The sequence below is a fragment of the Flavobacterium sp. S87F.05.LMB.W.Kidney.N genome, assembly GCF_004366435.1.
GTDB lineage: Bacteria > Bacteroidota > Bacteroidia > Flavobacteriales > Flavobacteriaceae > Flavobacterium.
This window is the reverse complement of the sequence record NZ_SODX01000004.1, coordinates 220,787-238,167: the sequence shown is the minus strand read 5'-3', so window position 1 is coordinate 238,167 and position 17,381 is coordinate 220,787. Positions and strand designations below refer to the sequence as shown.

Genomic DNA, 17,381 nt, shown 5'->3' with positions numbered 1-17,381 from the left:
ACGAATCTTGATGCATAAAATTCGTGATTTTTTGGTTTCTATTTTATACTTTCTCTTTCGTATTCATCAATATGATCAAACTCTGGATAGTGTTTTCTAGCTTTAGACCACATTAAATAAATTGCAGGAATTACAAAAAGCGTTAAAGCCAATGAAAAAATTGTTCCTCCAACAATTACAACTCCCATACCAATTCTACTGGTTGATGCAGCTCCAAGTGACATTGCAATTGGAAGCGCTCCTAAAGCAATGGCTAAACTGGTCATTAAAATTGGACGTAAACGTGCTTCTGAAGCTTCTAAAATAGCTTCTAATTTTGGTTTTCCTTGTTCGCGCAACTGATTGGCAAATTCGACAATCAAAATACCATTTTTGGTTACCAGACCAATTAACATTACAGTACCAATCTGGCTGAAAATATTCCAAGTTTGGTTGAATAACCAAAGGGAGAATAAAGCTCCGGCAACTGCCATTGGAACGGTCAAAATGATGATAAACGGATCAATAAAACTTTCAAACTGTGCGGCAAGAATTAAGAATATTAATAGCAAAGCCAGTCCAAAAGCGAAAGAAGTATTCGAGCTGCTTTCTACAAAATCTCGGGATTCTCCAGCTAAATCCGTTGTAAAACTTTCGTCTAAAACTTTAGCTTTAATTCTATCCATTTCCTTAATTCCGTCACCCATACTTTTTCCTGGCGCTAATCCAGCAGCAACAGTTGCAGACATGTAACGATTGTTATGATACAGCTGCGGCGGATTACTTTGTTCGTATACATTAACAACGTTATCCATTTGAATCAATTCACCATTTTTGTTTTTTACAAACATTGAAGTCAAATCTAAAGGTTTCGATCTGTCTTTTTGATCAAATTGTCCAATTACCTGATATTGTTTTCCGTTTTTGATGAAATATCCAAAACGCTGTCCGCTTAGCGAAAGCTGTAAAGTCTGCGCAATATCAAGAATAGATATTCCTAAGCTTTCTGCTTTTGCACGGTCAATCGTTACATTGATTTCGGGTTTATTAAATTTCAAGTTAACGTCTGTAGTAGAAAAGACGTCGCTTTTTCCGACTTCGTTCATAAAAAGAGGAATTTTTTCTCTTAATTTATCAAAAGTAGGAGCCTGAATAATATATTGAATTGGCAAACCTCCACGTCTGTTTACAGCAATTGTAGGCTGTTGTGTTACAGAAGTTTTTGCATTAGGATATTGTTTTGTCCATTTAGTCAGTTTATCCGCAATTTCCTTTTGAGATTTTTCTCTTTCATCAACGTCTTTCAGTGTTAACCTTACCAATCCGCTGTTTACAGAATTTGAGCTAAATCCTGGAGAAGTAATTACCAAACTTACTTTTTTCTCTGGAATAGAATCATCAATTAATTTTGAAATTTCCTGCATGAAACGATCTGTATATTCGTACGAAGAACCTTCTGGTGTTGTCATACGCATTGTTACAGAGCTTCGATCATCATAAGGAGCAGTTTCTTTTGGGAGAATGGTAAAAAACAAATAGATTAATCCAAAACAAACAATTAAGATTGGAAAACTAATCCATTTTCGATCCATGAATTTTGTTAGTGCTTCGGCATAACTACTGTTCATTTTTTCAAAAAACGGTTCGGTTTTAATATAAAATTTTGATTTTTTCTGTTCGCCGCCTTTCATTAAATAGGCATTCAGCATTGGCGTTAAAGTCAATGATACAAAGGCAGAAATCAATACAGCAGCACCAATTACAACTCCAAATTCCCTAAAAAGCCGGCCTACGAAACCTTCTAAGAAAATTACGGGTAAGAATACCGCTGCCAATGTTACTGAAATCGAAATTACAGCATAGAAAATCTCATTTGAACCCTTAATTGCAGCTTCAATAGGAGTCATGCCTTCTTCAACTTTTTTAAAGATATTTTCGGTAACTACAATTCCATCATCCACAACTAAACCTGTTGCTAAAACAATAGCTAATAAGGTCAATACGTTAATAGAAAAACCAAAAAGCCACATAATGAAAAAAGTAGCAATCAAAGAAACAGGAATATCTATTAAAGGCCTGAACGCGATTGCCCAGTCTCTAAAAAAAAGATAAATAATAATGATAACTAATATGATTGAAATTCCTAAAGTTTCTGCAACCTCAAGAACCGATTTCTTTACGAAGATAGTATTATCAAGCGCAATATTTAGTTTGATATCTTTTGGAAGGTCTTTCTTTAGAGCTTCGTATTTTTTGTAAAATTCTTTAGAAATATCTAAGTAATTGGCTCCAGGCATTGGCACAATTGCTAAACCAATCAAAGGAAGGCCAGACTGGCTCATTTTGGTTTCTAAATTTTCTGGTCCTAATTCGGCACCTCCAATATCGCTTAAACGAACAATTTTGTCACCATCTGTACGAATAATGATATTGTTGAATTCTTTTGCTTTAGACAGGTTTCCAACAGTTTTTACCGTTAATTCAGTATTATTTCCAGTTAATTTTCCCGATGGCAATTCAACATTTTGTGCATTTAACGCGGTACGAACATCGGCTACAGTACAGCCATAAGCAGAAAGTTTAGCAGGATCAATCCACAAACGCATGGCATAACGTTTTTGTCCCCAAATTTGAACGGCACTCACACCTGGAATTGTTTCTAATCGCTGCGAAATAACATTCTCGGCATAATCACTTAATTCTAATGAACTTCGTGTATCACTTTGAACTGTCATAGAAATAATGGCTTCACTATCAGCATCGGCTTTTGATACAACCGGCGGAGCATCAATATCTTGTGGTAAACTTCTAATAGCTTGCGAAACTTTATCACGAACGTCGTTTGCAGCTTCTTCTAAATCTTTGTCAAGATTAAATTCTATTGTAATATTACTGCTTCCTTGATTACTTGAAGAAGTAATATTTCGAATTCCGTCAATTGCATTTACAGCTTTTTCAAGAGGTTCAGTAATTTGTGATTCTATAATATCGGAATTGGCACCTGTGTAATTGGTACGAATAGAAACCTGAGCAGGGTCAATAGAAGGAAATTCTCTGACACCCAGAAATGTGTAACCAATAAAACCGAATAATATGATTAATAAATTCAGTACAATGGTTAAAACAGGTCTTTTTATACTTGTAGTTGATAAACTCATTTGTAATTTTAGATTTTAGTCCCGATCCCGAAACCTCGGGACGAGATAGATTTTAGATTTGATGAGTATTTTAAAACTCATAACTTATAACCCAAAACTCATAACTTAAATGTTATTTTTGTACTTTAACTTTAATTGGTGCTTCATTTTTTAATGACATCACACCACTTGTAATTAAAGTATCTCCAGCTTTCAATCCTGATAAAATCAAAATAGAAGAGTCTGTTCTTGTTGTAGCATCAACCATAACTTCCTTTGCTTGTCCGTTATTAGCAATAAAAACTTTTTTGCCATCTTGAATTGGTATAATTGCCTGCGAAGGCACAACAATCGCGTCTTTAATAATATTTAAAGGTAATTTGATATCGGCAAAAGTTCCTGGAAAAAGTTTTCCGTCAGTATTATCAGCAATTGCACGAATTTGAAGTGTACGCGTGGCAACAGCAACTTCTGGTTCAATCGCATAGATCTTTGCATTATATGTTTTATCTGATCCAGAAACTGTAAAATCTATTACAGAACCCGATTTTACTTGTGATGCATATTTCTCTGGAATCGAAAATGTGATTTTTAGTTTTCCAGTGTTTACCAATTTTGCAACTAAAACAGTTGGTGTAATATAAGTTCCTGGCGAAATATTACGTAAACCAATTTTTCCTGAAAAAGGAGCTCTTACAGAAGTTTTAGATATTTGAGCTCTTATTAATTGACTTTGTGCTTGTGCTGATGCGTGATCTGCTCGTGCAACATCTGCTTCTTCTTGGCTGATAGCTTCTTTTTGAAGTAATAATTTTGCTCTTCTTTCGTTTTCTGCTGCCAAACCTTCTTTGGTTACAGCTTGTCTTAACTGCGCTTTTAATTCAATATCATTTACTTTAAAAAGTACTTGACCTTTCGTTACAAAACTTCCTTCGTTAAAAAATATTCCTTCTACAATTCCAGAAACCTCACTATGAATTTCGACTTGCTCATTTGCTTCAATAGATCCTGAAAGGGACAAATTATTATCAAACGTAGCCGTTTTTATTACGATTCCGTTAACAGTTGTTGGAGAATCTTTATCGTTGAATTTTTTTGAATCTTCGTTTTTACCTTTATTCGATAATATTCTATAGGTAATAAATCCTCCTATAAGAACGATTAAAAGGGTGTAAATGAGGTGTTTTACTTTCATAAAATTGAAGTGGATAATTAGGTTTTAGGTATGTGTTTTAGTAAGCTTACAAATTTAACTTTTTGATATGAAATCGAAAGACGTTAGCTTTTATTTAACATTTGTATGTACAAAGGTTTACATTAGACTTAAAACCAGTCAAAAGGTTTAATAAAAAGATTATTTTTTTTTTTTTTTTGAATAAATCAAAGTTTTAAAAGAAAAACAGTTTTCACGAAAAAAAATGTGCTAATATTCTGTAAAGTCAGATTTTTTCTAGTTTTATATTAATTTTATGCATTTTGTCTGATTTTTTTTGCACTTTATCGATTTTATTTGTAACATTGGTATGTTAAACAAAATGAAGTTTAGGTATAGTTTTACTAGCGTCTTATAATAGTATTACTATTAAAATGTGATATTAGAAGTTGTTTTTTAAGTTTTTTACAGATTATAGTTAATAATTTTATTAACAAGTGTTTATTTTTTGACTGATTAAACTAATAAAAAAATAATTTATGAAGAAAAAAATACTTCTAAGTCTATGGTTCACACTTTTAATTTTTTTGGTTGGTTATTTGTTTTGGCAAAATGAGTTTAAGTACAGTCTTCCAACGCCAGTCCCACAAAATTATCATGCCATTGCAATGGGATCTAAAATTGAATTAGGACCATGCTGTGCATTCGATAATAAACCCATATTTATACATTTCTTTAATCCAGATTGTCCCTGTTCACGCTTTAATGTGCCACATGTGAGTGATTTAATTAAGAAATATGGAGACAAGATCAATTTTAAAATTGTAGTGTTAAACAAAAAAAGGAATTTTACTATTGATGAAATTCAGAAAAAGTTTGATGCTCAAATTCCTGTTTACTTTGATGAAGCAATTGCAGAAAATTGTGGTGTTTTTTCTACTCCGCAGGCTGTTTTATTAGATCCTTCACATAAATTATATTATCGCGGTAATTATAATAAAACAAGATATTGCACCGATGCAAAAAGTAACTATGCACAAATGGCAATTGATTCTTTGTTGAGCAAGAATCATAATCCTTCTTTTAATGCTTTCGCTCTGAGAGCCTATGGATGTTCGTTACCAAAATGTACCAAATAAATCTAAATCCTAAATCAAAAAATTAAACCTATGAAAACAAAAGCTAGTTTAAACGAACAAGATTATCTGCACAGCTTCATGTCTACAATGACACAAAAATCAGATACAATTATTAATTATGTGCTTGCTATTTATTTTCTTCTCGGAATAGCATTATCTTTTAAATATGACACTTTTGAAATTGGTGTTGGAGTAGGGACAATCAATCTTTTAGCGTATTATTCGGCTAAATTTTTTATAAAGAATTCTAAGTTTTATCAGTATGTTTTGTCTATTGTTCTTGCCGTTTTTATGGCGCAATACATTTATCAAATGCATGGTTTGTTCGAAATGCACTTTACCGTATTTATCGCCAGTACGATTTTAATTATCTATCAAAACTGGAAATTACAAATACCATTAACACTATTAGTAGTGCTTCATCACGCTGGTTTGGCATATCTGCAAAATTTCGTTTATAATGATGCAAATGGACTTCAGGTTTATTTTTCTCAAGTTAATTTCGATATGGAAACACTTATTATTCATACCGTTTTGGCTGCAGTTGTATTTTTTATGAATGGTTATTGGGCTTATTATTTTAAAGAGCACAGTGAAAATCATATTTCAAAAATTTCAGATGAATACGAATTGGAAAATATGAAACTGGCTTCTGCTAAGTACAGCTCGATGTCGGCAACAAAAGATTATAATGATTTTATTCATAGAACAACATTAGATTTAAAACTACCGGTAAATTCTGTTTTAAAACTTATAGATGTTTCAAAAGGACATACAGATAACGATAAATTGCTGACCTATCTTGAAATGATGAGAGAAAGCGCCAAGAAAATTGATGATTTAGTTAATGACATTCATGTAAAATCTACAAACAGCAGAATTTAAAGTTTAAAACCGATAGGAATCGGGACCAACTTCCAAATCAAAATATTAATTTTTATATCTGTTGTATGTTTAAGTATGATTTGCCAGCTGCAGTTCCCACGCTGCATAATTTAAAAAAAACTATTGATCATTTTTTGAGTGATAGTATAACATTAAATTCTATTGATAAAATTGGCGCTCAATCTGAATTTGCAATTGAAGTTGCTGCAATTTTAAGTGGTTTTACGAATAACGCCCAAGTTTATAATCTGGACTTTCAATATAAAAAATTAGTTCAGATTATTAGTGATATTCATAACCTTAATCTAGCGGTAAACAATGAAATTCCAGAATGGCTTGAAAACGAATTAGAATTGGTTTTTCATAAAATCAGAAATATTCTGCTTGTTTTAGAAATCGAATTAAATTAAAAAAAGATAAAAAAGATTCATTTAATACTTATTGAATTGTAAATTAATTTAAATGTAAAATCTATGGATACCAGATTTACACGTCCAACACCTTCAGATCGAGAAGTAGATTGGAACAAGAATAAAGTGCTGCTTAGTAAAACTGACAAAAAGGGAACCATTTTATATGCCAATGAAGACTTTATAGATGTTTCTGGTTATGATGAATTTGAACTTATTGGCCAGCCTCACAATATTGTCAGACATCCAGATATGCCAAAAGTCATTTTTAAATTCTTATGGGACAGTATTAAATCAAGTGAGAACATACATGTGATTATAAAAAACATGGCCAAAACTGGCCGTTATTACTGGGTTGTAACTGATTTTAAAATTATTGCAGATACTGATGGCGAAATTGTTGGTTTCTTTGGAACTAGAAAATCAGTCCCGAATGAAATTATCATTAAGTTTATTGAACCTTTGTATAAAAAACTTTTACATATTGAAGAAACGAGTGGTGTACAGGCTTCTGAAGATTATCTAGTTGGTTTTCTTGAGGAAAGAAAAAAAACATATATGGAATATATCGACCATTTGATTGCTACGGGAAAAGATGATAAAAACAAAATAAGCAAGGGTTTATTCAGTGGATTGTTTGATAAAAGTCCTCCAAAAAAATAAGGAATAAAGTTTATATATGCTTCATTGTATCATTTGTATATTCGATAAAATTTGCCCCCAACAAATCTAAATCAACTGAATATTAAAACTTATAGATTTAAGTTCGATACAGTGAAGTGTATTTTTTTTTAGGTTCTAAGTTGCTGAGATGCTAAGATTCTAAGATTTCTTCGACTTCGCTCAGAGTGACATTTATATTAGGTTTAGCTCTAAAAACCTCAGAATCTTAGTATCTTAGTATCTCAGTAGCTAAGATATATAATTCCAAATATTTTTCTTTTTGGTTAACTCAATAAAGATAGTTCTTAACACAGCATGTTCAGGTTTTTGTAAAGCAGAATCTTCTTTTAAGATTTTCATGGCGTAATTTCGAGCCAGAGATAAAATATCTCTATCTTTCACGATATCTGCAATTTGAAGGTTTAAAACACCACTTTGCTGTGTTCCCATTAAATCGCCGGGACCGCGAAGTTTAAGGTCAACTTCGGCGATTTCGAAACCATCATTGGTGTGCACCATGGTTTCCATTCTGGTTTTACTGTCAGAACTTAGTTTATGCCCTGTCATTAAGATACAATAACTTTGTTCGGCACCACGACCAACACGTCCGCGGAGCTGGTGCAGCTGCGAAAGTCCAAATCTCTCAGCGCTTTCGATAATCATAACACTTGCATTAGGGACATTAACACCAACTTCGATTACCGTTGTAGCAACCATGATATTGGTTTTTCCTTCTGAGAAGCGTTTCATTTCGGCATCTTTATCGGCAGGTTTCATTTTTCCGTGCAGAATGGAAATGGAATATTGCGGAAGCGGAAAATCACGGGAAATACTTTCGTAACCATCCATTAAATCCTTATAATCCATTTTTTCAGATTCCTGAATCAACGGATAAACAATATAAATTTGTCTTCCTTTAGCAATTTCATCCCGAAGAAATTTCCATACTTTCAAACGATTAGTATCAAAACGATGCACCGTTTGAATCGGTTTTCTTCCTGGCGGTAATTCATCAATAACAGAAATATCCAGATCGCCGTATAAACTCATTGCCAATGTTCTCGGAATTGGCGTTGCAGTCATTACCAGAACATGCGGCGGAATATCATTTTTCTTCCACAATTTAGAACGCTGCTCCACACCAAAACGATGCTGTTCATCAATCACAGCCAAACCTAAATTTTGGAATTTCACTTTATCTTCTAATAAAGCATGTGTTCCAATTAAAATTTTAAGATTTCCGTTTTCAAGTTCTTCATGAATAATTCTTCTTTCAGAAGTTTTGGTCGAACCCGTTAATATTCTGATATTGATGTTTAAAGTATTCGCAAATTCTGATAAACCAAGAAAATGCTGATTGGCCAAAATCTCAGTCGGAGCCATTAAACAAGCCTGAAAGCCATTATCAATAGCAAGAAGCATACTCATAAAAGCAACAATTGTTTTTCCAGAACCAACATCACCTTGAAGCAGACGATTCATTTGAGCGTTGCTTCCCATGTCTGTACGGATTTCTTTTATTACTCTTTTTTGAGCATTGGTCAAATCAAAAGGCAGATGATTTTGATAGAAATCATTGAAAAATTCACCTACTTTTGTAAAAGGATGTCCTTTTATTTTATGCTTCCGAATAAGATTTTTGGTAATTAATTGAAGCTGAATAAAAAATAATTCCTCAAATTTTAATCTGAATTGTGCTTTCGCTAAAATATCAGCACTTTTTGGAAAATGGATATTAAATAGGGCTGCTCTCTTCGGAATCAATTTTAATTCTTCAATCAAAAAGGGCGGAAAAGTTTCAGTAAACAAAGCCTGGGTTTCCAAAAAAAGCTGTTCCATCAATTTATTAATGGTACGGTTTGAAATTCCTTTATTGGTTAAAGCTTCCGTTGAAGGATAAACCGGCTGCATTGCAGATCTCAGACTTCTTTCGTGTTCGCTCAGTAATTCAATTTCGGGATGCGCCATACTGAATTGGCTTCCGTATAAAGAACATTTTCCGAAAATAACAATTGGTTCATTTAGCTTTAAAGTTTCACGAATCCATTTATGACCCTGAAACCAGTTCAGGTCAATTTGCCCAGTATCGTCAACAAAAGTTGCTACAAGTCGCTTTTTGCTTTTAGCAAACTCAATCGTTTTAATGTGAATTATTTTTCCAATAATCTGAACTTCAGAACCCGTATTCTGTAATTCATTAATCTTATAATAACGTGTTCTGTCAATATATCGATTTGGAAAAAAATTGACTAAATCTCCATATTTATGAATTCCCAATTCCTTACGAAGCAGCTTGCCGCGACTCGGGCCAACGCCTTTTAAGTATTCTATTGGAGTTTCTAGGAGATTATTAGACATTAAATTATTTTAGATTTAGATTTTAGAAATAGAGTTAAGAATAAATACAATAGATTAGGTCTGTATTCTTATTCCATTTTCGTTTATCTTGAAAAGGCGAAGATAAATCTTAATTAGGAAATTTGAAAATGTATTGTTGTTTTCAAGTTTTGGATATTAATTTATAATAAAGTTTTTAAAAAAGACGCAACCATTTTAAGAAAGGAATATCTTATTAATAGTTAACCTTAAAAACCTTAAATAAAATGAAAAAAATTGGACTTTTAATTGTAATGTTTGTGTCGCTCATTTCTTGTTCAAATGATGATTCAAGCGATAATGCTAAACTTGCCGTAACAGATTATCATGGAAAATGGATAAACATTCACGAAGTTAAGGATATAAATAGTCCTTATTTATGGACTGAATACTACGTTTTTAACGCCAACAACACATTTGTAAAATCCAGAACAACTATAGATGGAACTACTACTGCAACAGGGACTTTTGAAGTTTTCACTGCTGATAATAGACCAAATTTTAAATTAACTTATTCTGCAGCTACAAATTTAATTTACAATTGTACCTCTGGAGTTGGAGGAACAAGTGAGCTTCTATATATCTACAATGGTTATTTAGAAAATAGCGCCAGAATGTGTGATGCAGCATCTACCTACGAAAAAGAAAAATAAAAACCGTAAGTTTGTTCAAGATATTAAAAGTATTCAATATTAAATTGAATACTTTTTTCTTTTTTTAATATTTAGAAAATGACGACACACTTAGCACTTTTGCGCGGAATAAACGTTTCGGGACACAACATGATGAAAATGGAAGCTTTGAAAACAATGCTTGAAAATATTGGTTTCCAAAATGTTCGAACCTATTTGCAATCTGGAAATGTTTTTATTGATAGTGAAGAAGAGGCCTCAAAAGTAGGTTTTATGATTAAGCAGGAAATCTTTAAAGTTTTCGGTCATGAAGTTCCAGTTGTTGTAATTACAAAAGATGATCTAAAATCTTGTTTTGCTAATAATCCATTTTTAAAAGAGAAAGATGCTGATATCAAAAAGCTTTATGTTGCATTTGTTTCGATCGCTCTAAAAAAAGAAAGCATAAATGATTTAAAAATCAGTCAGTTTAAACCGGATGAAGCAAGTATAGATGAAAATCGAATTTTCATAAAATATGCTGTTGGAGCAGGAAAAACTCGTTTTGATCAAAAATATATTGAGAAAAAATTGAATGTAACAGCAACTATTAGAAACTGGAATACAGTTACTAATTTACTGGCAATGTATGGCGAGTAGTCTTTTTTTTGAAATATTATTTAGGAATTAAATCACAATACCAAAATCCAAAATCAAAAGCTGTTTCATCATTTGTATCACAAGCATCATTTGAGGAGTTCTGATTTGCTGGTTTTTCATATTTTCGGTAAACAATTTCACCAATTTCAAAATCAATTGGTTGAGAAAATATTGGTCCGTCAAAAGTAAAGGTATGAAATTCACCATTTTCGCCGCATACATCAACATTTTCAGGTAAATCATTTATGAAATCCTGATCGATAATTCTGCCGACAAAACTTTTGTCTAAGTATTTTTCATTCACACAAACCACAATTGTTTTACACCCAAGCGATATAAATTCTTGAATCAATTCTTGAGTTGGAATCTTCCAAATTGGAAAAATTCCGGTAAAACCAATTCTAGCTAATTGATTTTCTCGATATTGACGTAAATCTTCCAGAAAAATATCTCCAAAAATAGAATGAGTAATGCCTTTATTTTTTAATTCTGCTAAAGTCTCAGTCATTACATTTTCATAAACCTCCATAGTCGGCATTTCTGGAATTTCCATAATTTTCAGAGGAATACCAATGCTTTCCGCCTGAGCCTGTAATAATTCAACACGAACGCCATGCATAGAAATGCGCTGATATTGTTTGTTTACGCTTGTTAATAAACATTCAATTTTAAAATCAGGATTTTGAAGTATTTTATACAACGCAAGAGCAGAATCTTTTCCGCTGCTCCAATTAAATAAGGCTTTTTGAGGTACAGACACGATTTGGTATTTTATGCTGTAAACTTACAAATTTCATTCTATTTGTTTGTGAAAGGTTTGTAACTTTGGGATTTTGCCTTCAAATTCATTTCAATGAAATACATCTTTTTATTATTTACCGGATTTATATTCGCGCAGCAAACCCAAAACGTTGATTTTAAGTCAGTTTCAGGACAATTGTTGTTGAATTCAAAAGAAAAAACAGTTTCAGGTGCCGTAGATTTCCAGTTTGAGGTCTTGAAAGATTGTGATACCATTTCGCTTGACGCTAAAAACATGGAATTTTCGAATGTGAAAATTAATGATAAAGAAGTCATTTTTATAAATACTACTAAGCAATTAAAAATTGTTTTTCCTTTTACAAAAAGTCAGAATCACTTAACTTTTAATTATACGGTAAAACCAAAACAAGCCTTGTATTTTGTTGATATAGAAAACGATGAAGTGCAGATCTGGACGCAGGGGCAGGGCAGATATACCAGTAATTGGTTTCCGAGTTTTGACGATGTGAATGAGAAACTAATTTTCAATTTAGGAATTTCTTATGATGCACCTTATCAAGTTGTTTCGAACGGAGTTTTAAAACAAAAAACACCAAACGGAAATTTAATTCATTGGCAGTATCAAATGGAAAAACCAATGAGTTCTTATTTATTAATGCTGGCGATTGGAAAATTTGATAAGAAAGAATTTAAATCTAAAAGTAAAATTCCGTTAGAGTATTATTATGAACCGAAGGATGCCGATCGTTTTGAGCCGACTTACCGCTATTCGAAACGAATTTTTGATTTTCTGGAGAAGGAAATCGGTGTAAAATACCCTTGGCAGATTAACAGACAAATTCCAGTTAGAGATTTTTTGTATGCGGGAATGGAAAACACAACAACGACTTTATTTGCAACTCGTTATGTAGTAGATTCAATTGGTTTTTGCGACCGAAATTACACCAATGTTGACGCTCATGAATTGGCACATCACTGGTTTGGAGATTTGATTACAGCCGAAAGTAGTACACATCATTGGCTTCAAGAAGGATTTGCAACGTATTTTGCTCTTCTGGCAGAAAAAGATATTTATGGAGAAGACTATTTTTATTCCAAATTATACGACACCGCACAGCAGATAAAATTTGCTTCTAGAACCGATACAATTCCGGTTTTAAATGCAAAAGCCAGTTCGCTCACATTTTATGAAAAAGGGGCTTGGGCATTATTTGTCCTGCACGAATCGATTGGAGATAAAGCCTTTAAAAAAGCCATAAAAAGCTATCTGAATAAATATGCTTATCAAACTGTAAACACGCAGAACTTCTTTGACGAGATTAAGAAAGTTTCAAATTTCGATTTGGAAAAATTCCAGAAAACTTGGTTAGAATCGACTGCTTTTGATACACCGACTGCAAATGCTTTGTTGAGTAAAAGTAAAACGATCCAGAAACGATTGGAAATTGATAAATTAAAGAAAACACCTTTAGCAGAAAAAATAGATGTTTTAAAAAATACTTTAGAATCAAATGTTTATCATTCGGTAAAAGAAGCAGTTGTTGATCTGCTAGAAAATGAAAATGACGAAGCTAAGAAACCGCTTTTGCTTTTGGCATTGCAGACCAACAATATTGAAATTCGTCAAAATGTTGCTCAAACACTGACCAAAATCCCTGAAGATTTTAGATTGCATTATGAAACGCTGCTTGATGATAAATCTTATCAAACACAAGAAATAGCATTGTATTGGCTGTGGAGAAATTTCCCAGAACATAGAACAGAATATTTGGATAAATCTAAAAACTGGATTGGTTTTAACGATTATAATCTGCGTACGCTATGGCTTTCGTTAGTATTGTCTACACCAAATTACAGCAATGATCAAAAATCTCTGATTAATGAACTCATTGCATTTTCATCTACAAAATATGAAGCCACTACACGACAAAATGCTTTAGAAAAACTGATTGCTTTTAAAATTATTAACGATCAGGTTTTGAGTAATTTAGTTAGCGCAACTACACATCATATGTGGCAATTTTCTAAGTTTGGAAGAGATAATATTCGTATTCTTTTAAAAAATCCAGAAATGCGTGCTTCATTTAATAGAATTTTACCTAATTTGACCCCCGATGAACAGTTTCAATTGAATCGTTTATTGATTGAAAAAAGTTAAAGGTTTTATGTTATAGGTTATGCGTTTTGAAAACCAAAATTTAAGTTGTAAATCATTGATTTATTAGAATATACAATAAAGAGGAATGAGATGTAAGGTTGAGAAACTTTTAAATTCCATAACTCATAACATAACTTTAAAACGCACATGAGAGCATTGGTTATTTCTGGTGGAGGCAGTAAAGGCGCATTTGCCGGCGGTGTTGCCCAGTATTTAATAGAAGAAAAAAGACACGAATACGATTTGTTTTTAGGAACTTCAACAGGAAGTTTGTTAATTCCGCATTTAGCTCTCGGCCACATTAAAAAAATTCATTCAGTTTATACTAATGTGACTATGGCAAGTATTTTTAATATTTGTCCATTTGTTGTTAAAAATAAAGATGGTGTTGATATTGTGACCATTAATCACTTTAATGTCATACGTCAGTTTTTTAAAGGAAAACGAACTTTTGGGGAGAGTAAAGGTTTGAAAAAATATATTCAGAATAACTTTTCATTGTCCGACTTCAATAATCTTAAAAAATTAAAGACTGATGTCATAGTTACGGTTACCAATTTTACAACAAACGAATCAGAATATAAATCTGTAAAGGATTGTACGTATGAGGAGTTTTGCGAATGGTCTTGGATATCGAGTAACTATGTTCCGTTTATGAGTTTGGTTGAAAAGAATAACTTTGAATATGGCGATGGAGGATTTTCGAGTTTGGTTCCAATTCGTGAAGCGATAAACCGTGGCGCAACAGAAATAGATGTTATTGTGTTAGAAACAGAGGTAAATACCACTAAAACAGTAATCGGGAAAAATCCCTTTTCATTAATGATCGATTTGTTCCGAATTGCTTTAGATCAGGTTGAGAAACATGATATTGCTATAGGGAAACTTATGGCAAATACTAAGGATGTAAAGCTTAACTTATATTACACTCCAATAAAATTAACTGATAATGCGCTGATTTTTAATAAGGATGTAATGAAAGAATGGTGGGAACAAGGTTATGAGTATGCTCAGAATAAGTCTGAAGTAATGAGTGATAACAGGAAAATGTAAAAATGAAAAACACTCTTTTATTGATCTGTATTTTTATAAGTTTCAATCTCTTTAGCCAGAAGAATTTTTGCAGAGTTGAAGTTTTACCTTTGGAAGAAATTTTTCAAGAAAATGAAATAAATAAGTATTTAAAGTATGATTTTTCTAATCTATGGAACACGACAGATAATAATTTGATTTACGGCATTATTGGAGACAACTATGAAAGAATACAGATTAAATTCACTTCAATAAAAAGAAATAAAAACAAAACAAACGAATATTGGGTTTCAGGTAAATCTAGAGTAAAATCTAATATTTGCGACTTTAAAGGCAAAATAACAATTTTAGCCATTAATGAAGTTAAACAGCAGAGGTTTGGTGTTGATGATGAATACAAGGATAAAGGCATAAAGAAACAAGGTTTACTAACTGCTATTTATGAGTTCGATGAAGATAGTAGCCAGAAAGGCTCAGGCAAATTTTCTGGTCGCTTACAATCTATTTGGTATTTGGATAAGGATAATTTGATGCAATACAATGATATCGAAATCGATTCTGATGGATATTTTAATAATGCATTTACAGGTGCTTGGAAATCGAATAATTCACGTAAAGAAAAAGTTTGCAATTGGGGAGATTACAGAGTTCCAAATGTAAATTGCGATTTTGATATTGGAAGTGCGGAATTAAGTGTTTCCGAAAAATATCAAAAAAATGGATGGTGGATTAAACCAAAATTAAATTGGTGGTTGTAAAAAAAAGGCAAGATTTAAAATAGTTTATCTTGCCTTATAATTTTTACCAAAGTTCTGCTACTTCATTTTTTATATAACCCAACGCAGCATTACTTGGAGATTGTTTTTCTAGTAAATCATTCAAAATTACTTCGCGTAATTTATCCGCGTTATCTACTTTATCTCTCATAGCTGCTTTACGAATCATTTGAATGGTTGCATTTTTTGCAGTCGTAATGATGGTCCAGCACTCGTCTGACATGTAAATCTGCTGTGTCAAATTATGTTCAAATTCTTGTTCGATTTGTTCGATTACAAAATTTTCATAATCGTGTTTATCTTGAGAAATTGGAGAAATCCTGATTAATAATTTAGTCAAATTAATGCGCTCTAAAAATAAAGTCATACGCTCATAAGCCTGCAAACGTATTGGCAGAGATTGTTTTTGATATTCTTTATTTAATAAGAAAGCGCGTTTTCGATCATTGTTTTTAATGTGCAGTTCAAAGAAACGATAAGCTACAACTCCTGTAACTAATGCCGGCAGAGTATAACTCGCAAGTTCTATAATTTTATTAAAATCCATTTGAATAATTTTTCAGCAAAAATATACTTTTTGAGGAAAAATCCACTTTAAATTTGTGGTAATAAACAAAAAGGAAGCTGTACTTTTGCAACTTGTTTTTTAATTTGTCTGAAATACAGTTTTTAATGGATTCGTATATAATATTTTTTCTTTGTTTAGCAGCTTTTGCTGCTGGATTTATTGATGCCATTGTTGGCGGCGGCGGATTGATACAAACTCCAATGGGATTAATTTTATTACCTAATTTGCCAGTTTCTACAGTTGTGGGAACATTAAAAATTCCAGCTTTCAGCGGAACAGCTTTTGCAGCTTTTCAGTATTTAAAAAAGGTTGTTATTCAATGGAAATTACTGCTCATTATGATATGTTTGGCGGTTCCTTCGGCATTTTTAGGTTCTACGATTTTGACGATGGTGAGCAACGATTTTATGAAACCGCTTTTACTGGTGGTTTTATCTTTACTCTTTATTTATACCTACGCTAAGAAAAATTTCGGACAACATGCTGCGAAAGATCATTCTGCTGCAACACAAATAATTTATGCAGTTGTTATTAGCATAATCGTTGGTTTCTATGACGGATTTATCGGACCTGGAACAGGAAGTTTCTTTGTAGTAGCATTTATAGCGCTTTTAGGTTTTGATTTTCTCCACGCTTCCGCGAATGCTAAAATGGTAAACTTGGCGACGAACTTTGGTTCGATTTGCTTATTTATGATTAAAGGAAAAATTATCTGGACAATTGCAATTCCGATGGCAGTAAGCAACGGACTTGGAGGCTGGCTGGGTGCAAAACTGGCTATCAATAAAGGAAACGGTTTTATTCGGATTTTCTTTTTAATTGTGGTTGTTGGAACTTTGATTCGCTTTGGTTATGATGTGTTTTTTAAGTAAGTTTTTTTGAGGTTCTAAGGTTCTGAGGCTTTTAATATCGAAGTTCTTAAGTAATTAAAGGAAAGAAACTTAGCGCCTTAGAATCTTAGCATCTCAGAACCTTTAAAAAAGATTGTTTGAATCTAGCCCCGATTGAGGCGGTATCCTCGTAATGAAATGAAGAGATAAAGCCGAAAGCGGGAAACCATGCCGAAAAATAT

General features: G+C 32.4%; 15 protein-coding genes. 10 read left to right on the top strand and 5 right to left on the bottom strand.

Going from position 1 to position 17,381, the window contains the following annotated elements; translation table 11 throughout:
* Window positions 1-38: 38 nt before the first annotated feature.
* The gene (locus tag EDB96_RS13610) at window positions 39-3,137 is read right to left on the bottom strand and encodes an efflux RND transporter permease subunit (RefSeq protein ID WP_134141352.1); all 3,099 of its coding nucleotides are present in this window, start codon (window positions 3,135-3,137) and stop codon (window positions 39-41) included.
* Between the two features lie 112 nt (window positions 3,138-3,249).
* Window positions 3,250-4,311, bottom strand: a complete 1,062-nt coding sequence (locus tag EDB96_RS13605) for an efflux RND transporter periplasmic adaptor subunit (protein ID WP_134141351.1) — start codon at window positions 4,309-4,311, stop codon at window positions 3,250-3,252.
* A 497-nt stretch (window positions 4,312-4,808) separates the two neighbouring features.
* Between EDB96_RS13605 and EDB96_RS13600 the strand changes: the two genes are divergently transcribed.
* The 4 genes from EDB96_RS13600 to EDB96_RS13585 all read left to right on the top strand — a co-directional run bounded on the left by EDB96_RS13600 (window position 4,809) and on the right by EDB96_RS13585 (window position 7,366).
* Entirely contained in the window at window positions 4,809-5,408 is a 600-nt protein-coding gene (locus EDB96_RS13600) for a TlpA family protein disulfide reductase (protein ID WP_134141349.1), read from the top strand.
* A gap of 30 nt (window positions 5,409-5,438) precedes the next feature.
* Window positions 5,439-6,293 carry a hypothetical protein gene (locus EDB96_RS13595; RefSeq protein ID WP_057118061.1) on the top strand — a complete coding sequence of 285 codons (855 nt, stop codon included), beginning with the start codon at window positions 5,439-5,441 and terminating at the stop codon, window positions 6,291-6,293.
* A 65-nt stretch (window positions 6,294-6,358) separates the two neighbouring features.
* Window positions 6,359-6,703 (top strand): hypothetical protein, encoded by a 345-nt coding sequence (locus EDB96_RS13590; RefSeq protein WP_057118060.1) that lies wholly within the window; start codon window positions 6,359-6,361, stop codon window positions 6,701-6,703.
* A 63-nt stretch (window positions 6,704-6,766) separates the two neighbouring features.
* A complete protein-coding gene (locus EDB96_RS13585; RefSeq protein WP_057118059.1) occupies window positions 6,767-7,366 on the top strand; it encodes a PAS domain-containing protein in 600 nt (199 codons plus the stop codon).
* A gap of 249 nt (window positions 7,367-7,615) precedes the next feature.
* Here the strand turns inward: EDB96_RS13585 and recG are convergent, their stop codons facing one another.
* Window positions 7,616-9,724, bottom strand: a complete 2,109-nt coding sequence (recG, locus tag EDB96_RS13580; RefSeq protein WP_134141348.1) for an ATP-dependent DNA helicase RecG — start codon at window positions 9,722-9,724, stop codon at window positions 7,616-7,618.
* Window positions 9,725-9,969: 245 nt separating this feature from the next.
* On the opposite strand from recG, the gene EDB96_RS13575 reads away from it, so the two are divergent.
* A complete protein-coding gene (locus tag EDB96_RS13575; RefSeq protein WP_134141346.1) occupies window positions 9,970-10,395 on the top strand; it encodes a hypothetical protein in 426 nt (141 codons plus the stop codon).
* Window positions 10,396-10,473: 78 nt separating this feature from the next.
* The gene (locus tag EDB96_RS13570) at window positions 10,474-11,013 is read left to right on the top strand and encodes a DUF1697 domain-containing protein (RefSeq protein WP_134141345.1); all 540 of its coding nucleotides are present in this window, start codon (window positions 10,474-10,476) and stop codon (window positions 11,011-11,013) included.
* 16 nt (window positions 11,014-11,029) lie between these two features.
* Here the strand turns inward: EDB96_RS13570 and EDB96_RS13565 are convergent, their stop codons facing one another.
* Window positions 11,030-11,773 carry a diphthine--ammonia ligase gene (locus tag EDB96_RS13565; protein WP_134141344.1) on the bottom strand — a complete coding sequence of 248 codons (744 nt, stop codon included), beginning with the start codon at window positions 11,771-11,773 and terminating at the stop codon, window positions 11,030-11,032.
* 93 nt (window positions 11,774-11,866) lie between these two features.
* Here EDB96_RS13565 and EDB96_RS13560 point away from each other — a divergent pair, with 93 nt between their 5' ends.
* The 3 genes from EDB96_RS13560 to EDB96_RS13550 all read left to right on the top strand — a co-directional run bounded on the left by EDB96_RS13560 (window position 11,867) and on the right by EDB96_RS13550 (window position 15,723).
* A complete protein-coding gene (locus EDB96_RS13560) occupies window positions 11,867-13,933 on the top strand; it encodes a M1 family metallopeptidase (protein WP_134141342.1) in 2,067 nt (688 codons plus the stop codon).
* Between the two features lie 147 nt (window positions 13,934-14,080).
* Entirely contained in the window at window positions 14,081-14,986 is a 906-nt protein-coding gene (locus EDB96_RS13555; RefSeq protein WP_134141341.1) for a patatin family protein, read from the top strand.
* An 89-nt stretch (window positions 14,987-15,075) separates the two neighbouring features.
* A complete protein-coding gene (locus tag EDB96_RS13550; RefSeq protein WP_134141340.1) occupies window positions 15,076-15,723 on the top strand; it encodes a hypothetical protein in 648 nt (215 codons plus the stop codon).
* Between the two features lie 43 nt (window positions 15,724-15,766).
* Here the strand turns inward: EDB96_RS13550 and EDB96_RS13545 are convergent, their stop codons facing one another.
* Complete coding sequence (locus EDB96_RS13545) at window positions 15,767-16,288, bottom strand: hypothetical protein (RefSeq protein ID WP_134141338.1); 522 nt, start codon at window positions 16,286-16,288, stop codon at window positions 15,767-15,769.
* Window positions 16,289-16,413: 125 nt separating this feature from the next.
* Here EDB96_RS13545 and EDB96_RS13540 point away from each other — a divergent pair, with 125 nt between their 5' ends.
* On the top strand, window positions 16,414-17,181 hold the full coding sequence (locus tag EDB96_RS13540) for a sulfite exporter TauE/SafE family protein (RefSeq protein WP_134141336.1): 768 nt from the start codon (window positions 16,414-16,416) through the stop codon (window positions 17,179-17,181).
* The last annotated feature ends 200 nt before the right edge of the window (window positions 17,182-17,381 follow it).

Excerpts from the sequence above, each read along its gene's own strand:
- EDB96_RS13605 (WP_134141351.1), bottom strand. The coding sequence starts at position 4,311 with ATGAAAGTAAAACACCTCATTTACACCCTTTTAATCGTTCTTATAGGA.
- EDB96_RS13560 (WP_134141342.1), top strand. The coding sequence starts at position 11,867 with ATGAAATACATCTTTTTATTATTTACCGGATTTATATTCGCGCAGCAA.
- EDB96_RS13610 (WP_134141352.1), bottom strand. The coding sequence starts at position 3,137 with ATGAGTTTATCAACTACAAGTATAAAAAGACCTGTTTTAACCATTGTA.
- recG (WP_134141348.1), bottom strand. The coding sequence starts at position 9,724 with ATGTCTAATAATCTCCTAGAAACTCCAATAGAATACTTAAAAGGCGTT.
- EDB96_RS13590 (WP_057118060.1), top strand. The coding sequence starts at position 6,359 with ATGTTTAAGTATGATTTGCCAGCTGCAGTTCCCACGCTGCATAATTTA.
- EDB96_RS13540 (WP_134141336.1), top strand. The coding sequence starts at position 16,414 with ATGGATTCGTATATAATATTTTTTCTTTGTTTAGCAGCTTTTGCTGCT.
- EDB96_RS13575 (WP_134141346.1), top strand. The coding sequence starts at position 9,970 with ATGAAAAAAATTGGACTTTTAATTGTAATGTTTGTGTCGCTCATTTCT.
- EDB96_RS13595 (WP_057118061.1), top strand. The coding sequence starts at position 5,439 with ATGAAAACAAAAGCTAGTTTAAACGAACAAGATTATCTGCACAGCTTC.
- EDB96_RS13600 (WP_134141349.1), top strand. The coding sequence starts at position 4,809 with ATGAAGAAAAAAATACTTCTAAGTCTATGGTTCACACTTTTAATTTTT.
- EDB96_RS13545 (WP_134141338.1), bottom strand. The coding sequence starts at position 16,288 with ATGGATTTTAATAAAATTATAGAACTTGCGAGTTATACTCTGCCGGCA.
- EDB96_RS13555 (WP_134141341.1), top strand. The coding sequence starts at position 14,081 with ATGAGAGCATTGGTTATTTCTGGTGGAGGCAGTAAAGGCGCATTTGCC.
- EDB96_RS13570 (WP_134141345.1), top strand. The coding sequence starts at position 10,474 with ATGACGACACACTTAGCACTTTTGCGCGGAATAAACGTTTCGGGACAC.
- EDB96_RS13585 (WP_057118059.1), top strand. The coding sequence starts at position 6,767 with ATGGATACCAGATTTACACGTCCAACACCTTCAGATCGAGAAGTAGAT.